The organism is Nocardioides salsibiostraticola, from assembly GCF_054783655.1.
The window spans coordinates 84,497-108,727 of record NZ_BAAGQD010000004.1; the positions used below are offsets into that span (position 1 = coordinate 84,497).

General features: G+C 68.5%; 22 protein-coding genes. 14 read left to right on the forward strand and 8 right to left on the reverse strand.

Annotated features, from left to right (window positions below):
- Nucleotide 1 precedes the first annotated feature (1 nt).
- Genes ACYVLV_RS03155 through ACYVLV_RS03165 form a run of 3 tightly spaced genes read left to right on the forward strand, consistent with a single transcriptional unit; the run spans nucleotide 2 to nucleotide 1,216 of the window.
- Complete coding sequence (locus ACYVLV_RS03155; protein ID WP_460807629.1) at nucleotides 2-316, forward strand: TusE/DsrC/DsvC family sulfur relay protein; 315 nt, start codon at nucleotides 2-4, stop codon at nucleotides 314-316.
- Nucleotides 317-335: 19 nt separating this feature from the next.
- Nucleotides 336-845 carry a DsrE/DsrF/DrsH-like family protein gene (locus tag ACYVLV_RS03160; RefSeq protein WP_460807631.1) on the forward strand — a complete coding sequence of 170 codons (510 nt, stop codon included), beginning with the start codon at nucleotides 336-338 and terminating at the stop codon, nucleotides 843-845.
- Nucleotides 846-883: 38 nt separating this feature from the next.
- Nucleotides 884-1,216 carry a cupin domain-containing protein gene (locus tag ACYVLV_RS03165; RefSeq protein ID WP_460807633.1) on the forward strand — a complete coding sequence of 111 codons (333 nt, stop codon included), beginning with the start codon at nucleotides 884-886 and terminating at the stop codon, nucleotides 1,214-1,216.
- 8 nt (nucleotides 1,217-1,224) lie between these two features.
- Here the strand turns inward: ACYVLV_RS03165 and ACYVLV_RS03170 are convergent, their stop codons facing one another.
- The 4 genes from ACYVLV_RS03170 to ACYVLV_RS03185 all read right to left on the reverse strand — a co-directional run bounded on the left by ACYVLV_RS03170 (nucleotide 1,225) and on the right by ACYVLV_RS03185 (nucleotide 5,674).
- Entirely contained in the window at nucleotides 1,225-2,160 is a 936-nt protein-coding gene (locus tag ACYVLV_RS03170; RefSeq protein WP_460807635.1) for an NADP-dependent oxidoreductase, read from the reverse strand.
- 283 nt (nucleotides 2,161-2,443) lie between these two features.
- Nucleotides 2,444-4,000 (reverse strand): carboxylesterase/lipase family protein, encoded by a 1,557-nt coding sequence (locus tag ACYVLV_RS03175; protein ID WP_460807637.1) that lies wholly within the window; start codon nucleotides 3,998-4,000, stop codon nucleotides 2,444-2,446.
- A 14-nt stretch (nucleotides 4,001-4,014) separates the two neighbouring features.
- A complete protein-coding gene (locus ACYVLV_RS03180) occupies nucleotides 4,015-4,833 on the reverse strand; it encodes an SDR family NAD(P)-dependent oxidoreductase (RefSeq protein ID WP_460807639.1) in 819 nt (272 codons plus the stop codon).
- A 52-nt stretch (nucleotides 4,834-4,885) separates the two neighbouring features.
- On the reverse strand, nucleotides 4,886-5,674 hold the full coding sequence (locus ACYVLV_RS03185) for a transglutaminase-like domain-containing protein (protein WP_460807641.1): 789 nt from the start codon (nucleotides 5,672-5,674) through the stop codon (nucleotides 4,886-4,888).
- A 148-nt stretch (nucleotides 5,675-5,822) separates the two neighbouring features.
- On the opposite strand from ACYVLV_RS03185, the gene ACYVLV_RS03190 reads away from it, so the two are divergent.
- The 9 genes from ACYVLV_RS03190 to ACYVLV_RS03230 all read left to right on the forward strand — a co-directional run bounded on the left by ACYVLV_RS03190 (nucleotide 5,823) and on the right by ACYVLV_RS03230 (nucleotide 16,592).
- Nucleotides 5,823-7,625 carry a 1-acyl-sn-glycerol-3-phosphate acyltransferase gene (locus ACYVLV_RS03190; protein WP_460807642.1) on the forward strand — a complete coding sequence of 601 codons (1,803 nt, stop codon included), beginning with the start codon at nucleotides 5,823-5,825 and terminating at the stop codon, nucleotides 7,623-7,625.
- Between the two features lie 2 nt (nucleotides 7,626-7,627).
- Nucleotides 7,628-9,058 carry an HAD-IB family hydrolase gene (locus ACYVLV_RS03195; protein ID WP_460807643.1) on the forward strand — a complete coding sequence of 477 codons (1,431 nt, stop codon included), beginning with the start codon at nucleotides 7,628-7,630 and terminating at the stop codon, nucleotides 9,056-9,058.
- Between the two features lie 151 nt (nucleotides 9,059-9,209).
- The gene (locus ACYVLV_RS03200) at nucleotides 9,210-10,466 is read left to right on the forward strand and encodes a glycoside hydrolase family 6 protein (protein WP_460807644.1); all 1,257 of its coding nucleotides are present in this window, start codon (nucleotides 9,210-9,212) and stop codon (nucleotides 10,464-10,466) included.
- A gap of 6 nt (nucleotides 10,467-10,472) precedes the next feature.
- Nucleotides 10,473-11,150, forward strand: coding sequence for a hypothetical protein (locus ACYVLV_RS03205; protein ID WP_460807647.1), 678 nt, complete (start codon nucleotides 10,473-10,475; stop codon nucleotides 11,148-11,150).
- A gap of 34 nt (nucleotides 11,151-11,184) precedes the next feature.
- Complete coding sequence (locus ACYVLV_RS03210) at nucleotides 11,185-11,595, forward strand: DUF1801 domain-containing protein (protein WP_460807648.1); 411 nt, start codon at nucleotides 11,185-11,187, stop codon at nucleotides 11,593-11,595.
- A gap of 135 nt (nucleotides 11,596-11,730) precedes the next feature.
- A complete protein-coding gene (locus tag ACYVLV_RS03215) occupies nucleotides 11,731-11,997 on the forward strand; it encodes a hypothetical protein (RefSeq protein ID WP_460807650.1) in 267 nt (88 codons plus the stop codon).
- An 81-nt stretch (nucleotides 11,998-12,078) separates the two neighbouring features.
- Nucleotides 12,079-13,086 (forward strand): hypothetical protein, encoded by a 1,008-nt coding sequence (locus ACYVLV_RS03220; protein ID WP_460807652.1) that lies wholly within the window; start codon nucleotides 12,079-12,081, stop codon nucleotides 13,084-13,086.
- Nucleotides 13,087-13,097: 11 nt separating this feature from the next.
- Nucleotides 13,098-15,806: an ATP-binding protein gene (locus ACYVLV_RS03225; RefSeq protein ID WP_460807654.1), complete on the forward strand. Its 2,709-nt coding sequence runs from the start codon at nucleotides 13,098-13,100 to the stop codon at nucleotides 15,804-15,806.
- 6 nt (nucleotides 15,807-15,812) lie between these two features.
- Nucleotides 15,813-16,592: a spermidine synthase gene (locus tag ACYVLV_RS03230; RefSeq protein WP_460807655.1), complete on the forward strand. Its 780-nt coding sequence runs from the start codon at nucleotides 15,813-15,815 to the stop codon at nucleotides 16,590-16,592.
- Here the strand turns inward: ACYVLV_RS03230 and ACYVLV_RS03235 are convergent.
- From ACYVLV_RS03235 to ACYVLV_RS03250, 4 genes are all read right to left on the reverse strand, one after another.
- On the reverse strand, nucleotides 16,579-18,054 hold the full coding sequence (locus ACYVLV_RS03235; RefSeq protein WP_460807656.1) for an SDR family NAD(P)-dependent oxidoreductase: 1,476 nt from the start codon (nucleotides 18,052-18,054) through the stop codon (nucleotides 16,579-16,581). The genes ACYVLV_RS03230 and ACYVLV_RS03235 overlap by 14 nt on opposite strands.
- 43 nt (nucleotides 18,055-18,097) lie before the next feature.
- Nucleotides 18,098-18,247: a hypothetical protein gene (locus ACYVLV_RS03240; RefSeq protein WP_460807657.1), complete on the reverse strand. Its 150-nt coding sequence runs from the start codon at nucleotides 18,245-18,247 to the stop codon at nucleotides 18,098-18,100.
- A gap of 132 nt (nucleotides 18,248-18,379) precedes the next feature.
- Complete coding sequence (locus ACYVLV_RS03245) at nucleotides 18,380-19,636, reverse strand: DUF1501 domain-containing protein (protein ID WP_460807658.1); 1,257 nt, start codon at nucleotides 19,634-19,636, stop codon at nucleotides 18,380-18,382.
- Between the two features lie 4 nt (nucleotides 19,637-19,640).
- Nucleotides 19,641-21,395 carry a DUF1800 domain-containing protein gene (locus ACYVLV_RS03250; protein ID WP_460807659.1) on the reverse strand — a complete coding sequence of 585 codons (1,755 nt, stop codon included), beginning with the start codon at nucleotides 21,393-21,395 and terminating at the stop codon, nucleotides 19,641-19,643.
- Nucleotides 21,396-21,749: 354 nt separating this feature from the next.
- Between ACYVLV_RS03250 and ACYVLV_RS03255 the strand changes: the two genes are divergently transcribed.
- Together ACYVLV_RS03255 and ACYVLV_RS03260 are read left to right on the forward strand one after the other, a co-directional pair.
- A complete protein-coding gene (locus ACYVLV_RS03255; protein ID WP_460807661.1) occupies nucleotides 21,750-23,132 on the forward strand; it encodes a hemolysin family protein in 1,383 nt (460 codons plus the stop codon).
- Nucleotides 23,129-24,178, forward strand: coding sequence for a hemolysin family protein (locus ACYVLV_RS03260; RefSeq protein WP_460807662.1), 1,050 nt, complete (start codon nucleotides 23,129-23,131; stop codon nucleotides 24,176-24,178). The genes ACYVLV_RS03255 and ACYVLV_RS03260 overlap by 4 nt, the downstream gene beginning before the upstream one ends.
- Nucleotides 24,179-24,231 lie beyond the last annotated feature (53 nt).

Sequence of the window (24,231 nt, forward strand, 5' to 3'; positions counted from 1 at the left end):
CATGCCCGTCACCGTTCTCGGAAGCCACGAGATCCACGTCAACGATGAGGGCTTCATGACGGAGTACGACGAGTGGAGCGAAGAACTCGGCAAGGTTCTGGCGACGCAGATCGGCATCGACCTGGGTCCGGACCACTGGAAGGCCATCGAGTTCTTGCGCGGCGATTACCCCGAGCACGGTGAGACCGCGACGCTTCGACGGGTCTCCACCCTCGGTGGTATCCCGACCAAGCAGTTGTTCTCGCTCTTCCCGAAGAAACCGGCCAAGAAGATGGCCTACATCGCCGGGCTTCCGAAGCCCCGCGGTTGCGTGTGAGTCGACTGAGGAGACAGCCATGACCACCATCCAAGCCAGCCCGATCATCCCCTCGTTCGACGACGAGGCCACGGGTCGCAAGCTCGCGATCATCTGCTCCAAAGGGAACCTCGACATGGCCTACCCAGGCCTGATCATGGCTAATGCCGCCCTCGGCGAGGGAGTGGAGACGCACCTCTTCTTCACCTTCTGGGGCTTCGACATGATCAACAAGTCGACCATGGGCGATCTGAAGTTCTCCATGCTCGGCAACACCGCGACCCACATGCCACAGGGCCTGGGCGGTCTCCCCGGAATGACCGCCATGGCCACCCACCAGATGAAGAAGTCGATCGAGGAAGCCGGCGTACCCGAGGTCCCGGAGTTTCTCCAGCAGATCGTCGATTCCGGTGGCCACCTCTGGGCCTGCCGCATGTCCGCGGACATGCAGCACCTCGAGTCCGAGGACCTCTACGACGAGGTCGAGGCGATCATCAGCGCCGCCGACTTCATCGAGAAGACCGACGGCGCCCAACTGCTGTTCATCTGAGGGCGACCAATCATCCGTGCGAGCAATGAGGAGCACCCATGCAGAAAGAGTCACTGACCGCGCTGGTTCGACACCATCTGGAGAAGGCGGTCTCCGCGTCCAGCGGGCGCAGTGCCCATACCGTCTACGGCGGCCATGAGCACTCGTTGCGCCAGACGCTGATCGCGCTTCAGGCTGGGTCGAGTCTGGACGAGCACGAGAACCCGGGCGAAGCGACCCTGCAGGTTCTGCAGGGTCGCGTCACCCTCGTCGCGGGGGAGGTCCGATGGAACGGCTCACCGGGTGATCTGCTCACCATTCCCGACACCCGGCACTCCCTCGAGGCCGTCGAGGACTCTGCCGTCCTGCTCACGGTGGCGGTTCGGACCTGATCGCGAGATCAACGGACTGAGACGGCGACCTTCCCGTTGGGTCCACCGGCGCGGGCGTACTCGTAGGCGTCGGCGACCTCGTCGAGCGGGTAGGTGCGGTCGAGCACCGGCCGGACCGCACCGCTGTCCAGCAGCGCAGCCAGCTCGCCGAGCTGCTGGCCGTCGGGCTGCATGAAGAACTGGTGGAAGGTGACGTCGCGTGCCTGGGCCAGCCCCTCGGGGGCGTCACCCTTGATCGACACCACGACGCCACCGGGCTTCACCACGTCGAAGGAGCGCGCCAGGGTGTCGTCCCCCATCATGTCGAAGACGAGATCGACCGGCTCGACGACTTCCTCGAAACGCTCCGCTGCGTAGTCGACGACCTGGTCCGCGCCGAGCCCCAGGACGAGGTCCTTGTTCGCGGCGCTGGCGGTGGTGGCCACCCAGGCGCCGGCGTTCTTGGCGATCTGGATGGCCAGGGTGCCGACGCCGCCGGAACCGGCGTGGATCAGCACCCGCTCTCCGGGCTTCAGGTCACCCTTGTCGAACAACGCCTGCCAGGCCGTCAGGCCGGCGAGGGGGACCCCGGCCGCTTCGGCGTGGGAGATCCCCGCGGGCTTCTGCGCCAGATCACCGCTCTTGATGGCGGCATACTCGGCCATCGTGCCGGCCTGCATCCCCGAGGCGCGGGCGAATACCTCGTCGCCGACGGAGAACCCTTCAGCAGCGGACCCGACCTCGACCACGCGTCCGGAGACGTCGTACCCGACGGTCCAGGGGAGGTCGTAGGGCAGCATCTCCTTCATGTAGCCGTCCATGATGATCCAGTCGACCGGGTTGATCGCTGCCGCGTGCACCTCGACCATCACGCTGTCGTCGGGCAGTTCCGGTCGGTCGATCTCCGCGACCTCGGGGGCGTTTCCGTACTCGGCCAAGACGGCCGCTTTCATGGGGGTGCTCATGGTGACTCCTTCGATGGAGAGATGGTGGGGTAGGGGCCGGTCACGCGTCGGTGACCATGACGGACTGGACGTTCACGGATCTTTCGGGTTTCGGGGACGCCGATGAGGACGCCGGTCGAGCGCGCCGAAGCGTCCACCGCGGGCCCGACGCCGATGCGGGTGGATCCTCGCGAGGCGGGCTGGGTGACGCGTTTACGAGACGCAGAAGGAACCGTCATAAGGCATCAGCTATTCCCGCAGCGGCCCGTTCAGGAAGAGTGTGTCGGCCCCCGGGAGTGGAGATTCAGCGATGCGGCCAGAGCAACCGTCGCTCCGGTTCCGGGTCGGTGAGGACCTGTCGATCCCCGACTCCGCCGAAACGCCGGGTGATGCGCTCCTCGCCGTAGGGCGCCCACCCCGGGTCACCGTCACGCACGAAAGCCACCCACGCGGCGTGCATGTCGTCGGCCAACGACTGTGGTGGTTCCTCTCCGGCCAGCGCGTGGCCCTCGGGAACCTGCAGGGTGTCGAAGACGAACCCGACCTCGAGGGCGTGACAAGCACGCAGCACCCCGCTCATCACGGGAGTCGTCCAGCCGAACTCGTAGACGAACGAGTCCTGCCCCAGCGCGGTGCGCGCCTCCGCCAGGCGCAGGGCGGGGATCCGGAAGAACCAGTCGGTGAGGGCAGCGACCATGACGTCTCCCGGGCGGGTCGACCCCGTGCGATCCACGTAGGTCTCGTACGCCGCCTCGGTGGCCCCGAGGAGGGCCACGACGAGTCGAACGCGATCTTCCTCGACGGCCTCGACGATCGGGTAGAGGAACAGCGCGTGCTCGTCGTCGTTGCTCCCGATCAACAGGTCTACCTCGGCGCCCCGGCCGCTGGCGATCAGGTCGTAGGGCACACCGGGAAGCGAGTCCCCGTCGACCACCGGTTCGAAGGGCATCGCGTTCGCCGCGACCTCACCCCACTTGGCCGGATCGGGATCGGCTCCCACCATCGCGTTCAACCGGCGGTGCGCCTCCAACAGATCAGGGAGGGGTACTCCGGCGAACGCCCCGGCGCTGGGTTCGACCTGAAGTAGGTCGGCCAGCGCGGCGGAGATCTTGTCGGCGGTCTCGGTGCTCACCACGTGGTGTCCCGCGCCACTCTGGGCGATCACGCGATGGAAGAGACCACGGGCGGCCGGCATCGCCGTCAGCGTGGTCGCGGCCATCGCTCCGGCCGACTCACCGCAGATCGTGACCCGGGTGGGGTCGCCTCCGAATGCCGCGATGTTGTCGCGCACCCACTCCAGGGCCGCGATCTGATCGAGGAGCCCACGGTTGTCGGGAGCCCCCGGCAGGCGCGCGAATCCGTCGACGCCCAAGCGATAGTTGACGCTCACCGCGACTACTCCGTCACGAGCGAAGGTGGAGCCGTCGTAGATCGGGACCGCGTTCGACCCGTTCTGGAAGGCGCCCCCGTGGATCCACACGAAGACCGGGTGTCCCGCCGTATCGATGCCCGCCGTATCGATGCCTGCCGTATCGATGTCGGCCGGTTCGGCGTCGGGACTCCACACATTAACGTGCAGGCAGTCCTCGCCGGGGAGGTCGGGTTCAGGCAGCAGATCGGCCACCTCCTCGCGGTACGGCGACTTCGGAGCGGTCGCGCCGGGCTCGAGACAGTCCCGGACCTCGGTCCACGGCGCAGGTGGTCTCGGCTCTGCGAACCGGAGGTCACCGAACGGGGGAGCGGCGTACGGCACCGCACGGAAAGTGGCGACGCCGTTCTCCACGATCCCGCGGACGGGTCCGGAAACGGTGTCGACGACGGGTTGTGAAGCGGCGGGGCGATTCGAGTCGGATGACGTCATCGACCCATCATGACTCACCGAGGGTTCGGCGCCAGGCCATCGATGATGGCGACGATCCGATCGGTCAGCGTCAGGTTCTTCTTCGGGTCCAGGGCGTCGGGGTGGGGGTCGGCGAACCGGCCGGCGTCGTTGTCGTAGTACTTCCCGGAGGCGTCGGCGAACTCCTCGTCGAGGGCGGCGCGGACCAGGATGTCGGCGCCGATGGCGATGTCGTTGCCGTCGACCCCGAAGGCGTCCTTGACCATCTTGGTGGCGAGCAGCGAACCCGGGTTCACCGCGACGATCACGGGGCCGCTCTCTTTCAGAGTCCCGGCCAGGTGTGCCGACCACATCGTCAGAGCCAGCTTGCTCTGGGCGTACGCCGCTCCGTCCGACAGCGTGGCCTGCCCGGCGAGAGCTGAAGGGTCGACCGGCGCCTGGGCTGCTGAGGACAGGTTGATCACGCGGCCCGTCGGACCGAACAGCGAGAGCAGACGTTGGGTGAGCAGATACGGGCTGATCGTGTTGACGGCGAAGCGGACGTCCAGACCGTCCGAGGTGGTGGTCACCTCGGTGCGGAAGACCCCGGCGTTGTTGATCAGCACATCGAGTTCGGTTCGCTGCGCGCGTACGTCGGCCGCGAGGCGCTCCACCTCGGAGAGGTCCGAGAGGTCGGCGAGAAGGGTGCTGACCTCACCTCCGCCGCCGACGGCCCGGACGGTTTGCGCGGTGGCCTCCAGTTTGTCCGCGTTGCGTCCGTGCAGGAGCAGATCGTGGCCCTGCGCCGCCAGCCGGGTGGCTGCCGCGAGACCGATGCCGTCGGTGGCCCCGGTGATCAGGATGGTCTTCGTCATGACTGGACTCCTCTGGAGGGGTGGCTGAGCGCTGGCACCCGCAGCTGGGCGATCAGGAGATGCGCACCATGCGGTACAGGTCGTCGGCGGGCAGCCCGTCGTCGGCCACGGCGGTGACCCCGCAATAGTTCAGGGCCACGTTTCCACGGATCGTCGACATGAAGGCGGTGTCGGCGGCGTCGCGCCCCGTGGCGATGCGGACCAGGGACGATCGGGGAGCGAGCGCTGTGGAGTCCACGACGTACCAGCCGCCCTCCACGAACGCCTCGACGACCGCATGGAAGTCCATGGGATCGCACCCGGGGGCGTAGACGGCCGTCAGCCGGGCGGACACCCCCAGGGCGCGGAGCAGCGTGGTCACCAGGTGGGCGTAGTCACGGCAGACTCCGGCACCCTTCAACAGTGTCTGAGCGGCTCCGTCGGTGGGGCCGCTGCTGCCCGGCGCGTACTGCAGCCGGGTGCCGACCCAGGCGGAGATGGCGGGCAGGAGATCCCGGTTGCTCAGGTGGCCGAACTCGGAGACGGCGAACCCGCCGAACTCATCGGAGGTGGCGTAGCGACTCGGGCGCCGGTGGACCGACAGATCCATCGGGTCGGCCTCGGGGACCTGCGCCTCGCCGATCACCACCGCGTTGTAGGTGAGGTAGGACAGACCGTCCGGAAGGGTGAGGACGTGTTGACGGCCGTGGTGCGGCGCCGGGATCTCGATCATGTCGAGGCTTCTGCCGTTGTGCCGCACGCTCAGCTCGTCGCTGACCTCGAGCCCGGGGGATCGGGCCACGGCCACCTGCAGCTCGATCTCACTCTCGCCGTAGGACCACACCTCCATCGAGGCGCTCACCGTTCTCGTCACCATCTGGTCACCGCTTCATTCACTGCGTCATCCTCGCATGCACCCCCTGAGCCGCCCGCGACCCGTTGCGGTCATTTCGGACTGATGGATTCGGCCTGCTCGATCAGGGTGTGATGCACGCCACTAGGGTGTGCGGGTGAACACCGACGATGAACGCCGTGCCGTCGAACTGGTGACGGCCTCCGCCCAGTACACCGAGACCCTGGCTGCGCTCGCCGAGCGCACCGGTCGCACGCAGGAGGACCTCGAGAAGGACGCGCAGACCGCCCTGTGCGAGATGGCGGCGTACGTCGATGAGTCGGCATCCCGGGTCTGGGATCGGATGGGTCGGTGGTTGACCCGTTCCTACGAGGTCGACGTCGATACCGCCGGATTGGACGAGCTGTCCGAACTCGGACGCAAGCACTCGCTGGTGTTCCTGCCCAACCACCGTTCCTACCTCGACCCCCTGGTGTTGCGCGCGGCCATCGACGGGCACGGGTTCCCCGCGAACTACACCCTGGGCGGCATCAACCTGGCCATGTGGCCGCTCTCGGAACTCGGTAAGCGCAGTGGACTCATCTTCATCCGCCGGTCCAGCCGCGAGGACCCCGTCTATCCCGCCATGCTGCGCCTCTACCTGGGGTTCCTCCTGCGTCACCACGCGAACCTGGAGTGGTACTTCGAAGGGGGTCGCACCCGCACCGGCAAGCTGCGGCCGCCCCGGATGGGTGTCCTGCGCTACCTCGTCGACGCGTTCCGGGCCAACGGCCAGTCCGCCGACGACGCCTACCTGGTGCCGGTCTCCATCGTCTACGACCAGCAGCACGAGGTCTCGGCACTGTCGCGTGAGGAGAGCGGAGGAACCAAGACCCCCGAGAGCCTCACCTGGCTGGTGCGTTTCGCTCGGGCGCAGGGACGGCGTCGCGGACGCGTCCACGTCCGGTTCGGGCCGCCCCTCTCCCTGCGCGAGGCCCTGACCGACGCCAGTGCCCGAGCCGAAACCGACGACCTCACCGCGGTCGTCCCGCGGGTGGCCTTCGAGGTCGCCCACCGCATCAACGCGGCGACCCCGATCACCCCGGCCGCACTGGTCACCTTCGGGCTGCTCGACAACGACGGCCGAGCGATGACGCTCGCCGAGACCCTGGCCGTCCTGGAGCCACTGGTCGTCTACGTGCGCAGCCGACAGCTGCCGCTCACCGCCGACGTTGACCTCGGCCGCCCCGAAGGACTCCGCAAGGCGCTGGCCACCCTGGTGCGCGAGGGAGTGGTGGTCGAGTACTCCGGTGGCCTGGAGTCGGTCTATGCGATCGCGCCCGACCGCCAACACGAGGCCGCGTTCTATCGCAACACCGTGACCCACTACTTCATCGACCGCGCGATCCTGGAGGTCGCCCTGGTCCAGGCCGCCGGCGATTGTGACGCCGCCTCCGACGCGGTCGAGGCCACCTGGCAGCGGGCGCTGGCGCTGCGCGACCTGCTGAAGTACGAGTTCTTCTTCGCGACCAAGCGCGAGTTCGACACCCAGATGCGCTACGAGACCGAACTGGTGAGCCCCGGCTGGTCGGATTCCGAGGTGAAGGCGGGGGAGTTCACCGAGGGGTTGTCCAGCACCCACCTGCTGCTGGCCCATCGGGTGATCGGACCCTTCCTGGAGGCCTACTCGGTCGTGGCCGACCGGTTGGTGACCAGGGAGCCAGCCGCGCCGCTGGACGGCGACGGGTTGATCGCCGAGAGTCTCGGGGTCGCCCACCAACGTTGGTTGCAGCACGACCTGCACTCGCCGGAGTCCATCTCCAAGGACCTGATGGGCGGAGCCCTGAAGCTGGCCGGCAACCGGGGCCTGCTCGGGCCCGGGGGAGACGATCTACGCCGAGAACGGCAACGGTTCGCCGACGAGCTGGCCGGTGCAGTGGACGCGATCGCCGTCGTGCGGTCCCTGACGGAAAGAGGCTGACCGTGGCCGACATCGACGACCTCCTCGCGGCGGTGGCCGAGGGTCCTCAAGGACCCGAGGTCGGTGCCTTCTTCGACTTCGACGGCACCCTGATCCACGGCTACTCGGCGGCGCTCTACTTCCGCGAACGCATGGCCAGCGGGGCGGTGAGTCCGCAGGAGCTCATCGGCACCCTCATCGAGGTGTTCAACATGCAGCAGCGCGGTCATGACGTGACCCGGTTGGTGGGGGTCGGGCTGGGGGCACTGCGCGGCACCGCGTTGACCGACCTGGAGACGATGGGTCAACAGCTGTTCCGTTCCCGCATCTCGGGACAGCTCTTCCCCGACGCCCGGCGCCTCGTCCGGGCTCACCTGCGGGCCGGCCACACCGTCGCGCTGGCCTCCTCCGCGACCCGGTTCCAGGCCCAGTCGGCCGCCGAGGACCTCGGCATCGAGCACCTTCTCGTGACCGAGGTCGAGATCCTGGACGGCATCGTGACCGGTCAGGTCGACGGCCCGATCCTGTGGGGTCCCGGCAAGGCGGCAGCGGTCGAGAGCTTCGCCGCCGAGCAAGGTCTGGACCTCGGCGAGTCCTACGCCTACGGCAACGGGGGAGAGGACATCTACTACCTCGAGACCGTGGGGCGGCCCCGGCCACTCAACGCCGACAGCACACTGACCCAAGCCGCCGAGGACCGCGGTTGGCCGGTGCACCGTCTCCACCGACAGCGCCGCCTCACCCCGGCCAACGTCATCCGCTCCACGGCGTCCTTCGCGGGGCTGTTCGCCGGAGTGGCCGCAGGGTTGGGGATGGGACTGCTCAACCGGGACCGGCGTACGGCGCTCACCGTGGCCGCCGCCATCAGTTCCGAACTCGCCCTGGCCGGTGCAGGGGTGAACCTCGAGGTCGAGGGACAGGACAACCTGTGGCGCTCTCGGCCAGCGGTCTTCGTGTTCAACCACCAGAGCCAACTCGACGTCGTGGTCCTCGCTGCGTTGTTGCGCCGCGACTTCACCGGGGTCGCGAAGAAGGAACTGTCCAAGGACCCCACCTTCGCTGCCATGGGCTGGCTCGCCGACGTCGCCTACGTCGACCGCACCGACAAGACCGCGGCCCGGGAGGCCCTCGCGCCTGCCCTGGAGAGCCTCGGCTCGGGCACCTCCCTGGTCATCGCTCCGGAGGGCACGCGGTCGCCGACCCCGCGACTGCTGCCCTTCAAGAAGGGCGCCTTCCACCTGGCCATGCAGGCGAAGGTCCCGATGGTTCCGGTGGTCATCCGCAACGCGGGCGAGATCATGCCCGCCCACTCGATGCTGCTGACCCCCGGCACGGTTCAGGTGCGGGTGCTGGAGCCGGTCCCCACCGACGACTGGACCGTCGACAACCTCGACGAGCAGGTGGCGAAGGTCGAAAAGTTGTACGCCGACGCGTTGGACGACTGGGAGATTTGAGTCGGGGGTGAGTCGGGGGTGAGCCGGGGTGAGTCGGGCTGACTCACCCGGGACACCCTGGGGGCACCGAGGATAGGCTGTGAGCCGATCCCGGAGGTGTCGCTCTATCCCTGTCGTTTCCCCTACGTCGCTCCTGCGCCGTCGCCGTGCCGTGCCTCTTGCCGGCGCCCTCGTGGCCGGTGCCCTGGTGCTATCCGCCTGCAGCGGCACCACCGAACCACCCGCGCAGCGCCCATCGCGCGTCGCCGCCGAGCCATCGGCGCCGCCGGCGACAGAACCGGCCGCCCCACTCGCTCCCCAGCAGGTCCTTGCCGGCACGGCCTTCAGGATCGACCAGGCGGCTATCCGTCGCGCCGAGGCCGAAGCCGCCCGGAAGAAGGCGGCGAGAGCGGCGGCGCGAGTGGCCGCCCGGCAGGCGAAGGCGGCCGCCGCGAACCCGCTGGCCGGCCGTGAGTGGGGGGTCTATCGCGGACCTGCTGAGCAGGCCTGGCAGCCCTACCTGAACGCCTCCGGTGAGACGAAGGAGCTCTTGGGCGAGATCGTGAACACGCCCAAGGCCGGCTGGTTCGGGGCCTGGATCCCCGACGACGTGATCGCCGCCCGGGTGCGCGACTACATCGACAACTCGCAGGCGGGCGATCCCGAGGCCCTGGTGCAGATGGCCGTCTTCCGGATGGAGCCGTGGGAACACGAGGCCTGCCGTCGGCTCCCGAGCGAACGGGAGCGGGCGTCGTACCGCACCTGGATCGATCGCTTCGCTGCGACGGTGGGATCCACCCCGACCGCTATCGTCCTCCAGCCCGACGGCCCGTTCTCCCTGTGCGCACCGGGCGGCCCCGCGGTGCCGGCGAGCCTGATCGCCTACGCCTCCCGGGCGTTCTCCGCCCTGCCCAACACCAGTGTCTACATCGAGATCGGGTCCGCCGACTGGCCGGCTCCCGGGCAGGGTGGTGTTCCGGAGGTGCTGAAATTCCTCCTGCCCGCTGGCATCGAGGAGGCGCGCGGGATCGCCCTGAACGGAACGCACTACAACTCGGTCGAGTCGGACATCGCCCGCGGCGCGGAGGTGGTCGAGGCGCTCGCTGCTCGCGGGATCACCGGCAAGAAGGTCGTGCTCAACACCTCCAACAACGGCAACCCCTTCGACTTCGGCACCTACTCGGGCCCGGACCCCGACAACGCGTTCGTGTGCAACTCACCCACCGACGCGCGCACCTGCGTCACCCTCGGCATTCCGCCGACCACGGATGTGGCGAACCAGCGGTGGGGCCTCCCCGAGCAGGCGCGCCAGGACGCCCGCCAGTACGTCGATGCCTACCTCTGGTTCGGACGACCCTGGCTCTACCGCCAGAACCAACCCTTCGTGATGGAGCGCGCCGTCGGCCTCGTGCGCTCGAGTCCCTACTGATCTGTGATGAGCACCCGAGATGATGGGGCCATGATCCCCGACCCGGACCCCGCCGTCACCGAAGTGGGGGAACGCCTGGCCGCGTGGTTGGAAGGCCTGGGTCTGACCGACCACCTGGAGGCCGCTGGTCTCCCGCTGCTGGAGCGCGACCAGGGCGGACGGGCGATCTGGACCGATCCCCGGACCGGGAAGGTGCTGACGTCCGTCCAGCTCGACGACCTCGACCGCGTGCTGCGCAAGCAGGGGACAGAACCCGAGCACGCCGTACCCCTGCCCTTGGTGCAGATCGCCCGCCGGGTGCGACTTCGTGCTCAGCTGCTCGAAACGGACTGGTTCACCTACGCCTCGCTGGCCGAGCGGCGGGGAGCGACGCTGGAGGCCACGCGTTTCGCCGTACACAAGGCGGGCGGTGAGCACCGGCTCCTGGTGGTGACCACCGACGAGGGGGTCATCGTCCCCGCTTTCCAGTTGGACCCGTCGGGTCAGGTGCGCTCCGACCTGATCGCCGTCCTCGAACCCCTGCTGGCGGCGGGGATGGACCCGTGGCGGGTGTGGACGTGGCTGACCCAGCCCGCCGCCCTCCTCGGTGGGCTCGTTCCCGAGCAGGCCGCTGCCGACCAGGAGGACCGGGACATGGTGTTGAACGCCGCGATACGTCTCGCCGAGCGGGTCGCGCTGTCGTGAGCGCCACCGGGCTGCTGGACGGTAGCCTCGGCGTATGGCTGAACCGGATCGTCTGACCCAACCACACGACGCCGACGTCAACGCCTATCTGGCCGGAGTCCAGGACGAGCGACGCCGTGCGGACGCGATCGAGGCCCTCGACCTGATGCGTGAGGTCACCGGCGCGGAGCCGGTGATGTGGGGGCCGTCGATGATCGGATTCGGCACCCAGCACTACACCACAGCTGACGGCAAGGAACACACCTCGTTCGCCGTGGGTCTGGCCCCCCGGAAGGCGGCGCTGACGCTCTACGGCCTGACGTTCTACGGCAGCAACGCCGACCAACTGGAGAAGCTCGGTCCGCACCGGACGGGCAAGGGCTGCCTCTACGTGAAGCGGCTCGCCGACCTGGACCGGGCGGTCCTGGTCGAGATGATCGAGCGTGCGTGGGTCGACAACTCGTAGCGTTCACCTTTGACAACGAGCGGTCCTGATCCGCTCGAGCAGGCGTGACCTCTAGGGATGCCGGTCGTTGAATCTCGGAAGGCGCAAGTTCCCCTACCCCCAGGCCACCCCCCTCGGCCAGTGAAGGACGTGCTGATGTCCGCCAGCAAGCTGAACCCCGCGCACTGCACCGTCACCCGGTTGAACGACTATCAAGCCGCAACGTCCGCGGACGCCAGCGGCAGGGTCCGCGTCGTCCATGATGAGCCCTCACGCCTGTTCGCCCACGCGTTGGTGCACGGCTTCGTCGCCTCCCACGGCGCGGGCGGCCACGTGAGTTTGCGAGATCGTTGTGAGTTCGCCGGCTCCGAGCCGACGGCGCCCACGCGCCACCTCCGGTCGGTTGGCCGACCAGCAGTCTGAACGAACCGCGTCCGTTCCGAGTGGGGCGGTGTCCATTGCCCTTCGGGTTCGATATAACTCTGGTGTGACGCGGGGTGAGCTATGAGTCGGATGTTCATCGTGTCCGGTTTCCACCTGGATCGTGCGTGGCCCGATCTCGGGCTGGCCTTCGGCAAGACGTGGAGGTCCTGGTCCCGGACGCTGCTCTCCGAGGTGGTCGACCGCGCCCAGCTGCTCGAGGCGGACACGATCCTGGTGCTGGGTGACCTCGTGGACCGCGAGACCGTGCTGCCCGACACCCTCGACTTCGCCACGCAGACGCTGGGGTCCTTCCCCGGCACCGTCCTGATCGCGCCCGGTCGCCGCGACTGGGCTGGAGCCGCCGGACCCTACGAGCGGGCCACCCTCGCGGCCAACACCAAGGTGTGGGGCTCTGAGTCCTACGCCGAGTTGCCCGCGGCCCCGGGTGTCTTCGGCAGCGCCTGGACCTCGCCGGCTCCCGACAGTGAGCCGCCGCGGCAAGGTGGACCCACGACCATCCGTCGTATCTGGGTTCGCGCCGGGAGCGAGGGCGTGCCCCTGTCGGTGGAGGCCACCAACGATCTCCTCATCTCCAGTGGACAGACCGCGCGGATCGACGAGGGCGTCCTCGTGGTCCCGCAGTTGGTCTCAGAGGCCGGAGCGGTGCCTCGCGGCCTCCTCCTGGATCTGAGCGACGAGACGGTGGACGCCCGGATCGTCGAGCTGTCCGACCCTCCCGGCGCACGTGTCGACCTCGACGTCACGACGTTGACCTCGACGCAGGCGCTTGATCAGGCGCTGAAGAGCTCGGACCGCGGCCCGACCCCCGTGTATCTGGCGCTGGTCGGCACCCTGGCGCCCGGCGTACTGCTGCCGGGTTCGGGGGGTCCGGTGCCCGGCGAAGCCGTCCACCTCGACCTCTCCGCCCTGACCTACGCCGACCCGCCCCGGCGATCGGGCGACCACAGTATGGTCGCGGAGTTCCTGCGGGCCATGGCCGAATGCCCCGACGATGCCCGCACGCGCCACCAGGTCACCGCCCTGGGACTCCGGGCACTCAACACCGAATCCAACGACCCGACCTCGTGAGGAACTGACCGATGCGGATCGAGGAAGTCCGAGCGAACGCCTTCGGGCCCTATCAGGATCAGACCCTGACGCTCACTCCGGGGATGAACATCTTCCACGGACCCAACGAGGCCGGTAAGTCGTCCTGGTTCGCGGCTCTGTACGCGGGCCTGGCGGGCCAACGCAAACCGCGCACCCACGCGTCGGGGCACACCGAGTTCGCCAGTCGGCACCGGCCGTGGACCGGGTCCCGATGGTCGGCTGGGGTGGTGGTGGCCATGGACGACGGCACCCGTCTGGCCTTCACCCAGGACCTGCGCAGCGGGCGGTCGGAGATCTCCGACATCGACGAGGGTAAGGACCTCACGATCGAGGAGCTCGAGGCTCGCTTCGGCGTCCCGCTCACCACTGAATCCGTGCTGGACGGCACCCGCCTCGTGGGGCTCAACCGGTACTCGGCCCGCGCCACGACCTTCATCGGTCAGGCCGACGTCCTTCGGGTCCTCGCCGACGCCGACGAGTTGCGCGAAGCGATGGAACGGGTGGCGGTGAGTGAAACGGACGGCTTCGACGCCGACGCGGCGCTGAACTGGTTGCGCGAGCGCCGCAGCGAGATCGACGACCCGCTCACCCTCGAACGCCGGACCGGGGACGCCAGGACGACGACCGCACGCGGGCTCGCTCAACTCGCCCGGCTCAACGAGGTGATCGCCGAGGAGTGGGCCGCGGCTCGGGAGAAGGCGCTGTCTCAGCAGGACCTCGACCTCATCCGCAGTGTGGATCGGTGGGCCGACATCAACCGGCTCGCACCGCGCCTGGCGGCCGCTCGGGACCTCCAGACGCAGATCGACGCCACGGGGACGAAGTCGTCCGCCGCCGCGACGGATGCAGATGCGGATGCCGAGGCGGTGACCTCGGCGTACGACACCCTGATCACAGCTCAGGCGCTCCTCGACGAGCACTCGCTAGCGGCGCCGCCGCCGACCTCCCTGGACCTGCCCGAGCAGTTCACCGGGCAGCAACTGGACCAGTACGCCGACCTGCTGGAGTCCTCGCCGCCCCCGGTGGACGAGGCCCTGGCTGCCGAACGGGTGCGCTTGAGGGAAGGGCCGGCGGATGAGGCGGAGGTGGACCTGGCCTGGGTGCGCTACCACGAAACCGTGGAACGCAACGTCGCCGCTCGCAAGGCGCACAAGGCGGCCCTGAAGCAGCACGCCAAGCAGGAGAAGGCCTACCGCGCGGAGCGGGCGGCCTTCGAGAAAGCCAACGGGGTCCGCGCCGCCGTCTCGGAGTGGCAGGTACCGACCTTCTTCGGTGGCGTCCTGATCGCGGAGATCCTGATCTTCGCCTTCGTCTCGAACGTGCTGGGCCTGGTCATCGGCGTACTCGGCATCATCGGGCTCCTGTTCCTTCGCCGTTCCGCAGCCACACCCGGAATCCGCCCGTCCTCCGACCAGGAGGTCGCGGACCTCGAGACGGACGACTCCGCTCCGACCCCACCCGGACCTGCGCCCGCCGAGCCCGACTACGAATCCGAGGACCAGCCCGAAGAGGCGCCTGGCGCGAGCGGAGAGCGGGTTCCGTCCCCACGTCTGCTCGAACTCGATGCCCTGCTGAGCGCTCAGGAGGCGGAGCTGGCGCGGCAACAGGCCGAGCGCGACGACGTGGTGGCCTCGCTCGAGCAGGCCGGCATCGAACCGAGCCCATCTGCCATCCGTGCCCTGATCCACCACATGGAGGAGAACGCGACGGTGCGGGCCACCCGCGAGGGCTACACCGTCGCGACCCGCCACCTGATCGCTCGACGAGACGTCGCGGCCACCGCATTGGCGGGCCTGTTGCAACGCCGGATCGTCGCACCGGTGGACCAGGAGCAGGTGACGACCCTCATTGGGGCCTACGAGGACGCCGCGGAGACGCGGCCCACGCCAGGTGCTCACGGTGAACTGATCGCTCGGCTCGACCAGTTGCTCGACGGCAGCACGATCGACGAGTTCGAGGAGCGACTCTCCACCCTCGAGACCGACGCCGGTCCGGAACCCTCCTCTGTGCCACCGGACATGGAGTCCTTCCGGGGCCGCGCCCGGGACCGGCACGACCAGGTCACCGAGAGGCTGGGCGACTTCCGAGGACAGCGCGCGGGCCTGAGCCAGTCGCTGCCCGCGCCGGCCGAGCTGATCGAGGCCGAGCGCGAGACCCAACGCCACCTCGCCCGGTCGCAGGACTTCGGGTCGCTACTCGACGCCGCCGAATCCGAGCTACGTCTCGCCCGGGATCGGGCACGGGCGAACATCGCACCCGCCGTCGAGGCCCGGATCCGCCCCTGGCTGCCGCGCGTGACCCGCGGGCGGTACATCGACGCCACCGTCAGCCCCGACGAACTCACGATCCAGGTCACCGACCAGGCCGGGCAGGTCCGCGAGGCCGAGCTGTTGTCGCAGGGCACCACCGAGCAGGTGTTCCTGCTGCTGCGCGTGGCCCTGGCGCAGGTGCTCGGAGGTGGGGTGCAGGAGTCGACGCCCATCGTCCTGGACGATGTGACCGTCCAGTCCGACCAGAGCCGCACGTTCGCGATCCTCGAGTTGCTCCACGAGTTGAGTGCCGACCACCAGGTCGTCATGTTCACCCAGGAACACGAGGTCATCACGTGGGCCCGGGAAAACCTCGACCGGGACACCGACCAACTGATGGCCCTCACCCCGGCGTCGGACCTGACCCACTCCCAACGCGCGTTGCTCTGAGACGCCATGTGGACCATCGAGCCCACGGACCGGCCGGGTGCGTTCCTCGTTCGTAGCCCCGACGGACGAGAGCAGTCCCACGTCGATCTCGACGACCCGACGTACCTCGCCTTCGACTACGTACGCCGCATGGCCGACATCGTGGACACCTACGGGGTGGCGGGGGAGCCGGTGCGTGTCGTTCACGTCGGGGGAGCGGGCCTCACGCTGCCGCGCTACCTGAGTGCGACGCGACCAGGGTCGAACCAGATCGTGTTGGAGCCCGACGAAACCGTCACCGACCTGGTGCGCCGCGACCTGCCGCTGCCCCGGCGCTCGGGGATCAAGGTGCGCGCGGTGTCGGGTCGGGCCGGGGTGTTCGCGCTACGCGACCAGAGCGTGGAGGTGATGGTCCTCGACGCCTTCTCCGAGGGTTCGACTCCGCTCGATCTCCTCAGTGTCGAACAGGTCGAACACGTTGCTCGAGTGATCACCGAGTCCGGGTGGTATGTGCTGAACCTCGCGGGCGGTGCCCCGTTCCAGGGGATCCGCCGAGCGCTCGCTGCGGTGCGGACCGCCTTCCCCCATGTCCTGGTCGGCGCCGAACCCGCGACGCTGCGAGGTCGCAGGGAGGGCAACCTGGTCGTTCTGGCGTCCCGCGCGCCGCTGCCGTTGGCGGCCCTGCGCAAGCGCGCCACGTCCTCGCCGGCGCCCTACCGGGTGCTGGACGACCGGCAGACCAGCGACACCCTGGGCGGTGGGCGGCCCTGGACCGACGCGGAGATCGGGATCCTCACCACGGATTGACGCGGTAGTCCTTCAGGAAGCAGCCGTAGATGTCTTCGCCTGCCTCGCCGCGCACGATGGGGTCGTAGACGCGGGCCGCGCCGTCGACCAGGTCCAGCGGCGCACGCCAGCCCTCGGCGGCGATTCGCACCTTGTCCTGGTGGGGTCGCTCATCGGTGATCCAGCCGGTGTCCACCGCGGTCATCAGGATCTGATCGGTCTCGAACATCTCTCCCGCGCTGGTCCGGGTCAGCATGTTCAACGATGCCTTCGCCATGTTCGTGTGGGGGTGCCCCGGTCCCTTGTAGCGACGGCTGAACTGGCCCTCCATGGCCGACACGTTGACGACGTACCGCCGGCGAGCCTGGGCCGCGCGCATGGCGGGACGCAGATGCGAGATGAGTAAGAAGGGAGCGATGGAGTTGCACAACTGGACCTCGAGCAACTCCAACGGATCGACCTCGTCCACCAGGCGCTTCCAGGAGTTCACGGTCTGCAGGTCCGGGAGGAGACCACCAGCGTCCACGGCGGTCCCCGCGAGGTGCGCCTCGAGCGACGCACTGCCGGCGAGCAACGCGGCCTGGGTCGTAGTGGTGGCGTCCTGGGCGCTGAGGCCCGAGCCGCTGAGCACGTCGACGTCGAGGCCGGCCGCCGCCGCAGCGGGATGCAGTTCGGCGATCTTCTCGAGCGTGACCATGGTCGGCAAGGCCGATCCGACGGGGAGCGGGGCCTCCTCGGCCTCGATCAGCGCGGAGTAGGCGCCGGGGGAGCGGCGTACGGTCTGGCAGGCGTTGTTGATCAGGATGTCCAGCGGCCCGGCCCGACTGACCTCGTCGGCCAGGGCGATGACCTGGGAGGGGTCGCGCAGGTCGATCCCGACCACGGTGAGCCGGTCGATCCACTCGTCCGCATCGGGCATAGCCGAGAACCGGCGTACGGCATCGCGAGGGAAACGAGTGGTGATGGTGGTGGTGGCACCGTCGCGCAGCAGCCTCAGGGCGATGTACATCCCGATCTTGGCCCGGCCCCCGGTCAACAGGGCCGTGCGTCCGGTCAGGTCGGTTCGCTGATCCCGCTTCGCGTGCGACGAGGCTGCGCAGGAGGGGCACAACCAGTGGTAGAACGCGTCCACCAGGGTGTAGTCCTCCTTGCAGATGTAGCAGCCACGGGCACTCAGCAACTCACCCGCGAACGCACCCGAGGCGTTGGACACCAACGGGATCCCCGCGGTTTCGTCGTCGATCCGCTGATCGGAGCCCGTGGCGGTACGGGAGATGACCGCCCGATCGGCCGCGCTCTCGGCCTCCCGCTTGCGCAGGCGCCGTTCCTGCTTGGCCGCTTTGTACATATGCGAGGCGGCGCGTTTGACCACGGTGAGATCGGGGTGATCGGACGGCAGGTGGTGCAGTTGGCCCAGGACCCTCAGCGTCGTGGCGAGATCGTCCGGGTCGATGCTGGCGGAGCGGTCGTCGGGCGGGGTCACCGCGAAAGGATAGGCGGCGGTGCGCCGGGTCCCGCGAGGGCGGTCAGGAACGTACGCCGTCGAGCCGGAACACGAGCCAGATTGCGCCGTCGGCGATGCGCTGGACGACCTGGCCGGCATGACCCGGGTGACTCACCGAGGCGGGCGCGTTGATGGTCTGGGCGGGGGAAGCGGGGGGAGGTGAGGTGAACATCGTGGCTCCTCGGTTCGTGACGGGGGGTGACTTCAGGGGGGGGTCCGAGAACCTCCACTGTCCTCCTGGCGGAACCACCACGACACCGCCGATCGGCCAGACCCCCCTGACCCGTTCGACCGAGTCGCGGGGTCAGGAGGCGGACATCACTCCGAGGGGCGCAGGAGTGAAGCCGGGGAACACAGCGGCGGTGGAGGCGTTGAACCGGCGACTCACGACCTCCGCGAGCACGCTGCGGTAGTCGGTGGTCACCACGAGGTCCGCATCGGAGTCGTTCGTCAGACCGGGCCACGTGCCGTGATAGCCGCCGCGTACGCCGGCACCTGCGAGGAACATGGCGTTTCCGTGGCCGTGGTCCAGGCCGTAGTTGGAGTTCTCGACCACCCGGCGACCGAACTCGCTGAACGCCACCAGGGTGACCTTCGACGCCTGGTCGCCGAGATCGTCGAAGAACGCCGCGATGGAGCCGGCGAAGTCGGCCGCGTTGACCTTCATTGCCCCCCACTCGGGGGTGCCCAGGCCGGAGTGCATGTCCCAGTCGCCCTGGTCCACGGTGATCACCTCGACACCCACGTTGCCGCGGACGATGCGGGCCGCCTCCGAGAGTGCTCCGCCGAGATCCGTGCGGGGGTAGCTGGCCTCACGCGAGGCCTGCTCGCGCACGGGGGTGAAGTCCTCGACCGCGTCGAAGGTGGCCGCCATGCTGCGTCCCATGGGTGAGGTGTCGTCGTCCCACATCGTGTGGAGCGACCGACGGCGCCCGTCGTTGGTGTCGAACCGGTCCTGTCCGGGGAACTCCACGTCGTCGACGTCGGAGGCGGACATCACCGGTTCGGCCCCGTACATCGCGGTGGTCAGCGACGGTCCGAGGCTGAAGCCTTGGAGGGAGGAGTTCCCCGGACGCTCGCCCAGCAGTCGGTTGAGCCAGCCTTGACGCACGGTGGATCCCGGGTTCGCGTCCTCGATCTCCTCCATCGCTGCGAAGTGCGACCGGTTGGGGGCCGGTAGCCCTGCTGCGTGCACTACCCCGACCCGGCCTGCGTCCCACATCGGCAACAGCGGGGCGAGCTGGGGGTGTAGTCCGAACATGCCGTCCTTGGCCAACAACCGGTCGGAGGGGATGGCGATCCGGGGGCGGGCGGCGTAGTACACGGGGTCTGCGTGGGGCACAACGAGGGAGAGCCCGTCGCTGGCTCCACGCATGGACAGCACCACCAGGACGGAGCCGGCGGTGGCGGCGGCCTGAGCGGGTGAGGCGGTCACCACGGCGGAACCGATCGTCGTGCTCAGACCGGCCAGCGCGGCGGTTCCTCCGAGAAGGCCGCGTCGACTCATCCGGGTGTACTCCGCGCAACAGGCGTCGGGTTTCGGGGTGCGGGGTTCAGTCATGAGCTCACCTGGCCATGTGTGTTGGGGAGTCGAGGAAGGTCACGAGCAAGCGATGGAAGTTCCACTTGATGACCGGGTGGGTGGCGCTGATCACGGTACTCGCCGAAACATCGCCCAACGCCTGGCGACAGGCTGCCTGCAGTTGGCTCGTGGCGGGTTGGTGGAGCAGTTGACGGGACAGGTGGGAGACCAGTTCATCGAAGCGGCACGACGGCGCAGGCATCCACTCGACCGGTTGGCGGTAGGTGGTGCCTTTGCTCGGCCACCAACCACCGGACATGTTCCAGTGCTGGTCCATCGAAGCGATCAGACGTGCGGGGGAGGACCAGGACTCGTTGTCCGCCGGGGCGCCGTCGGGACGGGCCCAATCACCGGGGGCCGCACCGATGGACCGCGCTTGCCACAGGGCGCCGTTGATGCCCCAGTCGTTGGAGGCCGAGTTCGGGGGAGGATCCAGCTTCAGACCCAGCACCCGGTACGTCGCCACGATGTCCTCACCGGGGTCGCGCACCTTCATCCCCGCGGAGCCGCGGAACTCGGTCGAGTCGAGTAGGGCCAGCAGGACAGGCTTGATGGCCGTGTCGTTGTCGAGGTAGACCTGTGCGAGCTGATCCACCAGAGCGTCGGACGGTTGGTCCTTGACGAACTTGACCGCCAATTTGCGAGCGATCCGTCGAGCGGTGCTGGGGTGCCGGGCCAGGAAGCGCAGGTACCTTTCCGCGACCCCGCGCCCGTCAGCAGCCGCGTTCGGGTCCGTGAAGTCCATGACCTGCACCGGTCCGCGCCAGTGGTCCTCGGCTGAGTACCACGAGTTGAAGGTCTTCCACATGTCCACCCGGTAGCCGGTCAGGATGCGTGCGGAGTTCTTCACGTCGGCCTCGCCGTAGTTGCCCCGTCCGACCGTGTGCAGTTCCAAGAGTTCGCGGCCGAGGTTCTCGTTGGGGTGTGCGGCGGTCGAGACGGCGTTGTCGAGGTAGATCCCCATCGCGGGGTGCGTGATCGCGGCGTGCAGCAGGTCGTCGAAGCGCCCCAGCGCATGGGTGCGGATCGTGGAGTCGTACCCCAGTCGGTGGGTGAATTGAGCGTCACCGTTGACCGGCACGTGGAGGTGGTTCAACCAGAAGTCGGTCATCACCTCGGCGACCTGACGCTTGGTGTGCATCCGGCGGGCCAGCAGCCAGCGCTGGTAGTCCTCCATGACCTCCCAGCCGCCCTCGGCGCCCGTGCGCTGACGGTTCCACAGGTCCTGTGGGGACCGCACCAGGCCGGGCCACCACCCCAGAAACGCGTCGGTCTGCTCGTCCGCGATCGTGGCGGGTTCCAGTTGCTGCTCGAACCAGGCTCGGGCGCCGCCGGCGGAGCCGACCTCCTGGGCCAGGGTGTCGTTGATGCCGTAGGAGAACCGGCTCACCACCTGCCGCTCGGACGCACCGAGCAGAGCTGAGGTGGGGATGGGGGAGGACACCACGGGCGGGTTGGTCGCCGGAGCGGCCGGGGGAGCCACGGGAGCGTTGTTCTCCTTGCGCTTGTCGCGCAGACGCTTCTTTCGCTGGCGCCGCTTGCGCTTGCGGCAGCGGCGGCGCTTGTTCTTGTTGCGGAACCGTCGGCAGGACCTCTTGCGGTTGGCGCGACGCTCGGCGGCTGCCGCTTCCTCGCTCGCGACAGCGTCGAGACCTGCGGTCACGGCGATACCAGCGGCACCGGTCGCCGCCAGACGGCGCAACAGCGTGCGTCGAGAATCAATCAGCGTTTGGCTCATGGGGGGAGGCCTCGGATGACGAGATGTGGGGGTGGGGGGATGACGGAGGACCGGGGGGATCTTCACGTCGTCTTCACAACGTAGGTGAGGTTCACGCCACGGAGGCCGCACCCCGGACGGAATAGTCACAAAGGACTAGAGAGTCTGGCCGTTCTGTGACGAGCCTCGCCCTGTCCCGACCGGTCGCGGCATCGTGTCTATGCGTCCGAGGCGGGTACAGTTCGCCGACGGCTCGTGACGCAACGAGTCGCGATCGCGTCCACCGGCCGCCTGACGAAAGGGACCACGAGCACCGCTCATGGATGGTTCTCAACATACGACGTTCTCACCCCACTGTTTCGGGGAGCTCCGAGGATGACCCCGTGGATTCTTCTCGCGGTGGCCGGGCTCCTGATCGTGGCCTGCGGCGTCTTCGTCGCCGCAGAGTTCGCCTTCGTCACCGTGGATCGTGGCCAGGTGGATCGGGCCGCCGAGTCGGGCGACGTCAAGGCACAGGGCGTGCAGACGGCCCTGAAGAGCCTCTCGACCCAGTTGTCGGGGGCACAGGTGGGCATCACCGTGACCAACCTCGGCATCGGATTCCTGGCTGAACCGGCTTTCTCCGAGATCCTCGACGGTCCGCTCCTCGCGGCGGGTCTGCCGCAGGGAGCTGTCACACCCCTGGCCCTGACCCTGGCGCTGACCCTGAGCACGCTCCTGACCATGCTGTTCGGTGAGTTGGTGCCGAAGAACCTGGCCATCGCACTGCCGATGGCCACCGCCAGTGCGACGCAGTTGCCGATGCGATGGTTCACCCGCATCAACCGGGCGCCGATCCGTTTCCTCAACGGGGCGGCCAACGCCGTCGTCCGGAGGCTGGGGGTCGAACCCCAGGAGGAGCTTCGATCCGCACGCAGCTCGACCGAACTCGCCTCCCTGATCCAACGATCGGCCGACACCGGGACTCTGGACCCGGACACAGCGGAGCTGATGGAGCGATCGGTGGAGTTCGGCGTACGCAACGCCGGCGAGATCATGACACCTCGGGTGCGGACCTACACCCTGGAGGAGAACGACCGGGCCAGCGCGGTCATCGAACTGACCCGGGCCACCGGTCACTCCAGGTTCCCGGTGCTCGACGACGGGGACGTGGTGATCGGGACGGTGCACGTGAAGAACGCCGTAGCCCTCCCCACCCACGAACGAGCCACGACCAAGGTCAAGCACCTCATGAACAAGCCCAGCGTCGTACCCGACTCCTTGCGCCTGGATCCGCTGATGGCCCTACTCCGCAACGATGGCTTCCAGATGGCGATCGTCCTGGACGAGTACGGCGGCCACGCGGGAATCGTGACGCTCGAGGACGTCGTGGAGGAGATCGTCGGGGACATCTCTGACGAACACGACGGAGCCGGAGCCCGGGCTCGCCAGCGCAGAGACGGGTCCTGGCTCATCTCGGGGCTGCTGCGTCCTGACGAGGTCGAGGACCTGACCGGAGTGGAACTGCCCGCGGGTGAGGACTACGACACGGTCGCCGGCCTGGTGCTGAAGGTGCTCGGGCGCGTGCCCGATCCGGGCGACGCGGTCGAGATCGAGCTCGTCAACTCATCCGGAGGAGACGACGAGGAAGTTCAGAGCGCAACCCTCATGGTGGAACAGCTCGACGGCCTGCGCATCGACCGCATCTCGATGCGGGTCGACCAACCACCCGGCCAGCAACCGGTGTCCTCACCTGACGACGAGACGGTGACTCCATGAGTACGACGACCGCCCTGGTGATCGCCGTCCTGCTGCTTGCCTTCAACGCCTTCTTCGTTGGAGCCGAGTTCGCACTCATCTCGGCTCGCAGAAGCCAGATCGAACCCAAGGCCCAGCAGGGTTCCCGGATGGCCCGGAGCACCCTGACGGCCATGGAGAACCTCTCGCTGATGATGGCTGGGGCGCAGTTGGGCATCACCATCTGCTCGCTGGGACTCGGTGCCGTGGGAGAGCCAGCGCTGGCCCACCTCCTCGAGCCGGCCTTCGAGGCCGGCGGCGTCCCCGAAGGGTTCCTCCATCCGATTGCGTTCGCCCTGGCCCTGGCGATCGTGGTCTTCCTGCACGTGGTCTTCGGCGAGATGGTGCCCAAGAACATCGCCCTGGCGGGACCGGAGCGATCCGCACTGCTCCTGGGTCCGCCCATGCTCGCCATCGTGCGGGTCCTCCGCCCGGTGATCGTGGCCCTGAACGCCATCGCCAACCTGTGTCTGCGGACCCTGGGGGTGCAACCGCGCGAAGAGGTGAGCTCGAGCTTCACCCGCGACGAGGTCGCGGTCCTCGTCGAGGAGTCCCGCGGCGAGGGATTGCTGGAGGAAGAGGTGTACGGCCGTCTGGCCGGCGCCCTCGGCTTCACCGAGAAGACCGTGGCGACGGTGCTCATGCGGGCCGACACCCTGACGACCGTGGAGCGCGGATCGTCACCGGCCGACGTCGAACTCGTGTGTGCCAACACCGGATTCAGCCGGTTCCCCGTGGCCGGGGCCGAGGGCCAACTCGTGGGATACCTCCACATCAAGGACGTTCTGGACCCCGACGAGGAGCGCAGGGCGCGACCGTTGGACGACAGCTGGATCCGTCCCTTCGCCACCGTCGCGATGACCGACCAACTGCACGTCGCCCTGGAGAAGTTGCGCCGGCGTGGTGCCCACATGGCGCAGGTGGTCGACGAAGCGGGTGCCAGTTTGGGTGTGATCACACTCGAGGACGCGATCGAGGAACTGGTCGGCGAGATTCGCGACGCGGCTCACTTGGAAGAGATGCCCTGACCTGCGGTCCCACCCGTTATGGTCGCACCCGTGGCAGACAAGACAGCGGCGGC

Coding starts and splice junctions, on each gene's coding strand:
- ACYVLV_RS03155 (WP_460807629.1), top strand. CDS start 2: ATGCCCGTCACCGTTCTCGGAAGCCACGAGATCCACGTCAACGATGAG.
- ACYVLV_RS03160 (WP_460807631.1), top strand. CDS start 336: ATGACCACCATCCAAGCCAGCCCGATCATCCCCTCGTTCGACGACGAG.
- ACYVLV_RS03165 (WP_460807633.1), top strand. CDS start 884: ATGCAGAAAGAGTCACTGACCGCGCTGGTTCGACACCATCTGGAGAAG.
- ACYVLV_RS03170 (WP_460807635.1), bottom strand. CDS start 2,160: ATGAGCACCCCCATGAAAGCGGCCGTCTTGGCCGAGTACGGAAACGCC.
- ACYVLV_RS03175 (WP_460807637.1), bottom strand. CDS start 4,000: ATGACGTCATCCGACTCGAATCGCCCCGCCGCTTCACAACCCGTCGTC.
- ACYVLV_RS03180 (WP_460807639.1), bottom strand. CDS start 4,833: ATGACGAAGACCATCCTGATCACCGGGGCCACCGACGGCATCGGTCTC.
- ACYVLV_RS03205 (WP_460807647.1), top strand. CDS start 10,473: ATGAGCACCCGAGATGATGGGGCCATGATCCCCGACCCGGACCCCGCC.
- ACYVLV_RS03210 (WP_460807648.1), top strand. CDS start 11,185: ATGGCTGAACCGGATCGTCTGACCCAACCACACGACGCCGACGTCAAC.
- ACYVLV_RS03215 (WP_460807650.1), top strand. CDS start 11,731: ATGTCCGCCAGCAAGCTGAACCCCGCGCACTGCACCGTCACCCGGTTG.
- ACYVLV_RS03220 (WP_460807652.1), top strand. CDS start 12,079: ATGAGTCGGATGTTCATCGTGTCCGGTTTCCACCTGGATCGTGCGTGG.
- ACYVLV_RS03225 (WP_460807654.1), top strand. CDS start 13,098: ATGCGGATCGAGGAAGTCCGAGCGAACGCCTTCGGGCCCTATCAGGAT.
- ACYVLV_RS03230 (WP_460807655.1), top strand. CDS start 15,813: ATGTGGACCATCGAGCCCACGGACCGGCCGGGTGCGTTCCTCGTTCGT.
- ACYVLV_RS03240 (WP_460807657.1), bottom strand. CDS start 18,247: ATGTTCACCTCACCTCCCCCCGCTTCCCCCGCCCAGACCATCAACGCG.
- ACYVLV_RS03245 (WP_460807658.1), bottom strand. CDS start 19,636: ATGACTGAACCCCGCACCCCGAAACCCGACGCCTGTTGCGCGGAGTAC.
- ACYVLV_RS03250 (WP_460807659.1), bottom strand. CDS start 21,395: ATGAGCCAAACGCTGATTGATTCTCGACGCACGCTGTTGCGCCGTCTG.
- ACYVLV_RS03255 (WP_460807661.1), top strand. CDS start 21,750: ATGACCCCGTGGATTCTTCTCGCGGTGGCCGGGCTCCTGATCGTGGCC.
- ACYVLV_RS03260 (WP_460807662.1), top strand. CDS start 23,129: ATGAGTACGACGACCGCCCTGGTGATCGCCGTCCTGCTGCTTGCCTTC.